General features: G+C 43.3%; 5 protein-coding genes and 3 tRNA genes. 3 read left to right on the top strand and 5 right to left on the bottom strand.

What is annotated here, in order from left to right:
- Positions 1 to 21 precede the first annotated feature (21 nt).
- From F0229_RS13900 to F0229_RS13880, 5 genes are all read right to left on the bottom strand, one after another.
- Positions 22 to 108, bottom strand: a tRNA-Leu gene (locus tag F0229_RS13900).
- Positions 109 to 188: 80 nt separating this feature from the next.
- Positions 189 to 264: transfer RNA gene (locus F0229_RS13895), tRNA-Gly, on the bottom strand.
- Between the two features lie 45 nt (positions 265 to 309).
- Positions 310 to 383 (bottom strand) — tRNA-Cys (locus F0229_RS13890).
- 199 nt (positions 384 to 582) lie between these two features.
- On the bottom strand, positions 583 to 2,028 hold the full coding sequence (viaA, locus tag F0229_RS13885; protein ID WP_017064542.1) for an ATPase RavA stimulator ViaA: 1,446 nt from the start codon (positions 2,026 to 2,028) through the stop codon (positions 583 to 585).
- A gap of 11 nt (positions 2,029 to 2,039) precedes the next feature.
- Positions 2,040 to 3,695, bottom strand: a complete 1,656-nt coding sequence (locus F0229_RS13880) for an ATPase RavA domain-containing protein (RefSeq protein ID WP_017067123.1) — start codon at positions 3,693 to 3,695, stop codon at positions 2,040 to 2,042.
- Between the two features lie 288 nt (positions 3,696 to 3,983).
- On the opposite strand from F0229_RS13880, the gene F0229_RS13875 reads away from it, so the two are divergent.
- The 3 genes from F0229_RS13875 (at position 3,984) to F0229_RS13865 (ending at position 5,946) form a co-directional block, all read left to right on the top strand.
- On the top strand, positions 3,984 to 4,499 hold the full coding sequence (locus F0229_RS13875) for an NUDIX hydrolase (RefSeq protein ID WP_171733069.1): 516 nt from the start codon (positions 3,984 to 3,986) through the stop codon (positions 4,497 to 4,499).
- Positions 4,500 to 4,538: 39 nt separating this feature from the next.
- A complete protein-coding gene (ltaE, locus tag F0229_RS13870) occupies positions 4,539 to 5,543 on the top strand; it encodes a low-specificity L-threonine aldolase (protein WP_171733068.1) in 1,005 nt (334 codons plus the stop codon).
- A gap of 88 nt (positions 5,544 to 5,631) precedes the next feature.
- A complete protein-coding gene (locus tag F0229_RS13865) occupies positions 5,632 to 5,946 on the top strand; it encodes a cytochrome c (protein ID WP_017069125.1) in 315 nt (104 codons plus the stop codon).
- The last annotated feature ends 54 nt before the right edge of the window (positions 5,947 to 6,000 follow it).

Genomic DNA, 6,000 nt, shown 5'->3' with positions numbered 1-6,000 from the left:
GCGAGGTAATAATCAAATAGATGGTGCCCCGGGCCGGACTTGAACCGGCACAACGCGAACGTCGAGGGATTTTAAATCCCTTGTGTCTACCAATTCCACCACCAGGGCACGCAATACTTTATTGCGATGCCGATTACTGAAAAGTAAAACACCATCTTAATGTCGAAATGAACCAACACTACAAAATATGGAGCGATACATCGGGTTCGAACCGATGACCTCAACCTTGGCAAGGTTGCGCTCTACCAACTGAGCTAGTATCGCATTTTCATTCTTAATATCTCTTACTTATAAAACTAAGAGAAAGAATGGAGGCGCCTCCCGGAGTCGAACCGAGGTCCACGGATTTGCAATCCGCTGCATAGCCACTCTGCCAAGGCGCCTTTTGAATTCAACACTTTAGGGACTTAAGTAAGCCGCACCGCTGTGTTCGGGTGTCTACTTTACGGATTGAGGGGAGATAGTCAAACAAAAAAGTGAATTTAAATTCCGTTTGCTGACATTTAAATCAAATTGCTGCATGTTCGATCTCTTCAATCAAAAAACACACAGCAAAATGGAGTTAAACAAGATGTTCTAGCGTTACCACTTCTTCATGAAACGACCGACAAGACTCGGATGATACGCCCAGCAGTGGTCAAACATAGTCATAAGTTGAGGGTTGCCATACTTAGAAAGGCTAACCGCATGGAAACGGTTTTTGTGTTCTTTCAACTTTTCAACCTGAGCAATCATTTCGTCTGATTGTTTCGGCGCAATAAAGTCAGAAAGTACGATTAAATCGGCATTCTTGTATTTATCACCAGTCATTAGGTCAATCGACTTCATGAGAACAGGTTCCAAATCCGTACCGCCGTGGAATGAGTAACTTAAGAAGTCGCTCGCTTCACGTAGGCCATCTTGCCTTGTTAACTCATAGGTAATCTGCTCAGAAGAAAAAAGAATCACATAACAGTCTCTCTCTTCTGCAAGAGCAATTTGCATTAAGGCATAAGCCATTGCTTTAGCAGACTGCTCAGGGAAACCACTCATAGAACCCGAAGCGTCCACACAGACGATAAACGGGCCCTTTTCAATATCGATGTTCTTGCTATCTGGTTTTTGCGCCTTCACTTTGCGTAACGTGCGTGATTTACCTTGCGAGCGATAGCTCAGTAAACGCTTGTCGGCCAAGTGCTTGTAAAAGATAACCTCAAGTTCAGGATAAGCTAAGAACATGGTTTCGTTTGGCAGCATCTTGTTAAGGTCATCACTTTCATGAATCCCGACAATATCATCGACCGCTTCATCGCTTTTCTCTTCAACCACCTGCAATTCTTCTACAGGGGCTTTGTGTAGCGAAGGATCATCTTCCTCACCAGCCATACGGCCTAGCTTTTCAGCGATCTCTTGCAAGCCCTTGTGCTTATTCAAGAACTCAGCATGACGTTTCATGATGGTAAGGTCTGTTTTGCTTAATTTGGCAGAAGCCATGTCCCACAAGCGCCCTACACTGCCTTCGTCACCCGACTCAGTCACTTTATCCATGTTTTTCATGGTTTCCATGCGCTGATAAAGATCGGCTAAGACTTTTTCTTTGCTTGTTTCAAGTTCAGTTACTTGAGCTTGTTTAATCGCATCAGAAAGTGATTGGTACCATTGGTCGCAAAAGTAGTGTGGAAACATCGCGTTATAAACACCCTTGTTGTTCTCCATAAGGCGTCGAGCTTGTAGATAAAACGCTGAGTGCCACTCCAGCTTTTTGATAACGCTGTCAATCTCATCAAAGAACTGAGGTTCATCCCAGTAAATCACTTCTTGGTAAAGGGCGATTTCCTCTTGGAATCGATCAGTTTCACACACCTTAGTAACGCGTTTTTTAACTTTACCGCGCCATTTAACTAAGTGGTTTTTCACTGATGTTTTCACACCTTTGTTCTCTGCAGCCATCATGACTTGAGAACGAGCGATGAGATCATTCATCGCGGTATCAATGATTCCGGAATCAGCTACCATCAAAGCGAGGTTTAAGCCGTCTGCTCCTAACATATGCTCTCCTCTTACTCGAAGTACTGGCTCATAAACTTAATACGCTGAGCGATCTTGGCACTCTTCACTTTCGTGGTTTCAAGATCTTGCGTTACCGATTGCAAACTTGCTTCCATCGCTTTTGGTAAATCAGGGTCAATATAGTTATGAGGTAATGCATCATGGAATTCAGTACGAACGCGTTTTAACTTGAATTCAGCTTCAGTTAACTGTTCTAAGGCTTTCTCAGCGCCACTCAACCACTTGTTGTACAGTTCTTGGTCTAAACCGTCAGTAGTAACCACACTCACCAATACAGAGCGATTGGCGATGTCTTTAATCACTAATTGGTTTGATGCATCCAAGTCGAGTTTTAAACGGCATAGGTTTTTATTTTCGTTTACGTAACCGTAAATATCACCGTGACCTTCTTTAAGAACACGATCAAAATCGTCTTTGGCTACGTATACCCAACGGCTATCGCCTTTCTCAGATTCAGAAACCGACATGTTGCTTTGCAGCATAACCAGTTTCACTAGATTGTAAGCACTGCCCACGCTGTACATTTTCGCGTTCTTGATGTCATTCTGGTAAACATCTTTACGCAACAAGCCACTGGTTGACTCCATAGAAAGTGACACCGACAACGTTGATTCAACATCGTCTTGAATCTCTTCTAACTCTTCACGAGACATTTCAATTTGAGCTTTCGACTCTTGTTGATCAAACGCTCGGTTCAATGCAAAGTCTTTCACCACGCTACGAACCACATCACGTGATTCTGGGCTATGCCACAAACAATCTTGCAGAAGCATAATATCCAGCGGGTTCACGCTATCGCGACCACTGAAGAACGCACTCGCTTTCAATAGTTTAACGGCCTTCTTCCAGCGTCTGTCTGATACATACAATTCTGACTCTGAAGCAGAGCCTTGCTTCTTAACCGTCTCTTCAAGCATGGTTTTTAGTTCAAACAACTTATCAAACGAATTGTCTGTCAGTTCCAGCTTATCGAGCTCTTTCTGCCATTGATGGTATTCAATGTCCGTAATCGCCAAACCTTTTGGAATTACCGCTTCTTGAGAAGTACCCGTCGTCAGCATCGATTTGAAGTTTTGTTTGTTTTGAATACGGTTCACGAACACGCGTACCAACATACGGTCATAAAGTGCTTCCAAGCCGCTGTCTTCATCTGGAAGTTCGTTGGATGCCGATACTAGTAGACGCATCGGTACACGTTCAATATCACTGCCGTTTTTGAAAGTCTTTTCGTTAACGACAGTAAGTAGCGTGTTTAGGATTGCAGGGCCGGCTTTCCAGATCTCATCAAGGAATACAACTTGTGCTGTTGGTAGGTAACCTTCGGTCAGCCTTACATAACGACCGTTGTCTTTTAATTCTTGGATACTTAGCGGGCCGAACACTTCCTCTGGCGTAGAGAAACGTGTCATCAAATATTCAAAATAACTACTGTTGTCAAAAGCCTGAATAAGACGTTTTGCGATAAGGCTTTTTGCAATGCCCGGAGGGCCTAATAGAAACACGCTTTCACCAGCCAATGCAGCCAGTAAACATAGCTTAATCGTGTCTTCTCTTTCATAGACTCCATCAGAGAGAGCATGCGCTAATTTATTGATTCTTTCAGAGAGTAGCGCCTTGTCAGCATGTGAAGAAATAGAAGGGTTCATGCGTTACTCCGAAAATCTTTGAACAATTGAGAGTGTAGATATGTTTTTATACATTTGTTAGCACTTTGTTACAAGTGTATTTTATTATTGAGTTGCATTTATATCAGATGGTTACGTCGGTAATTTTGGCGCAATCATAGATTCCAATTATGAGAGTAACATCACGAACGGCGTGAAACTAAATCTATTGCTAACCCTAATTTTTCTTTTATTTTCGACACCATAGACGTTATGGTGGTGCACGTCTTCCGTTATACGAAAAATTGGCAAGGAATGTGGCCAGACTGCATGAGTAAAGTTATCCATAAATGGAAAAGTATTTCTCTCATAGAAGAGAACGTGACGCTCCCTACGAACGTCGTGGTAAAACATACAACAATAAACCACCCTGGCGCGGCAGTTATTCTTCCTATCACTTCGTCTGGAACAATCATCCTCATTAACCAATTCCGCCCTTCTCTTAAGAAATGGCTTTTGGAACTACCTGCAGGCACGATGGAAATTGATGAGTCACCTCTTCAATGTGCCCAGCGTGAATTGGAAGAAGAAACCGGTTACAGCGCAACTTCCTTTCAAAGCTTGGGGCAAGTCACCCCTTTGGCTGGCTTCTGTGATGAAATACAGTATCTGTTTGTCGCAAAAGACTTAAGCCTCACTACCCGCTTTGAATGCGATGACGATGAAGTAATAGAAGTGATCGAACTGAGTTTAGAAGAACTGCACGATAAAATACGACACGATCAAATCACTGATACCAAAACTATCGCTTGTTTAAGTAAAGCCCAACTATGTGGCCATCTATAGCCAATTATATGGCTACCTAAAGTACTCTAGGAGAGAAACATGGACTTTCGTTCTGATACCGTAACTAAACCTTCGCAAGCTATGCGTGACGCAATGGCAAACGCAGAAGTGGGCGATGATGTTTATGGCGATGACCCAACCGTCAACGAACTAGAACAGTGGGCAGCAAATGAGACAGGCTTTGAAGCGGCAATGTTTACCTCTTCAGGTACACAAGCCAACCTTCTTGGCTTAATGGCGCATTGTGAGCGTGGTGATGAATATCTGTGTGGCCAGCAGGCGCACAACTACAAATACGAAGCTGGCGGCGCTGCGGTCCTTGGTTCTATCCAACCTCAACCAATCGAGAATAACCCAGACGGTACTTTAGACTTTAAAAAGCTTGCCGCTGCGATTAAGCCCGACGACAGCCACTTTGCTCGTACCAAGCTTCTTAGTTTAGAAAACACGATCAATGGTAAAGTCCTGCCAATGTCTTATCTAGCGGAAGCACGTGAATTCGTAAACCAACACAGACTTCAAATGCACCTAGATGGCGCGCGCGTCTATAACGCAGCAGTCGCATTAGATGTACACATCAAAGAGATCGCACAACATTTCGATTCTATGACGATTTGCTTATCAAAAGGCTTAGGCGCGCCGATTGGCTCTCTACTTCTTGGTAGTAAAGAGTACATCGCTAAAGCACGCCGCCTACGTAAAATGGTGGGTGGCGGTATGCGTCAGGCAGGTATTCTTGCCGCAGCGGGAAAAATGGCTTTAACAGAGAACGTTACTCAACTTAAAGCTGACCACGAGAACGCAAAAAATCTAGCGATTGGTTTAAGCAAACTAGAAGGTTTTTCTGTTAACCCTGATTTCATTCAAACTAACATTGTATTTGCTAAGTTAGATGAGTCTGTGGATATCAACCGAATCGCACGCGAACTGGGCGAACAAGGCATTACGATGTCACCAGGGAATCCTGTTCGATTTGTTACTCATAGAGATATCAGTTCAGAAGACATCGCTACTTTCCTAACTAAGTTGGAAAATGCGCTTTAAGCCATACTAAATGTTCACCCAGAACAAATAAGACTTGAGCTTCCTCTTAGGGGAAGCTTTATAATCATGTTTTTATCGGAGTAAAAACGTGCATTACCCAACCTTCGCTCTAATATTACTAGCTCTTTCCTCTAACCTTCATGCCTCTGATTTTGGCGACGCTGAACTAGGTAAAGTTAAATCACCAAGCTGCGTTTTTTGTCATAACCCTACCAGTCAATCGACTAATAACTCCTATCCTAAGCTTTCTGGCCAAGATCCAACCTATCTCTTTAATACAATGAAAGCGTATCAAACCGGAGATAGGCAGGGCGATTACGCGGATATGATGCGAGCGCAACTAAGTAAGCTTAACGATCAAGATTTGAAAGACATAGCGGCTTTTTACGCTTTACAAGATTAGCGGCTCCCACCTTTAATAGGTCAATCATCAGCTAAATAAACATCACCAAGTCGC

It is taken from the genome of Vibrio sp. AIC-3, from assembly GCF_013114515.1.
Lineage (GTDB): Bacteria > Pseudomonadota > Gammaproteobacteria > Enterobacterales > Vibrionaceae > Vibrio > Vibrio crassostreae_C.
This window is presented reverse-complemented; position numbering and strand designations above follow the sequence as displayed.

What these genes read in the sequence shown, in the direction of transcription:
- viaA (WP_017064542.1), bottom strand. Translation starts at nt 2,028, where the DNA reads ATGTTAGGAGCAGACGGCTTAAACCTCGCTTTGATGGTAGCTGATTCC.
- F0229_RS13880 (WP_017067123.1), bottom strand. Translation starts at nt 3,695, where the DNA reads ATGAACCCTTCTATTTCTTCACATGCTGACAAGGCGCTACTCTCTGAA.
- F0229_RS13875 (WP_171733069.1), top strand. Translation starts at nt 3,984, where the DNA reads ATGAGTAAAGTTATCCATAAATGGAAAAGTATTTCTCTCATAGAAGAG.
- ltaE (WP_171733068.1), top strand. Translation starts at nt 4,539, where the DNA reads ATGGACTTTCGTTCTGATACCGTAACTAAACCTTCGCAAGCTATGCGT.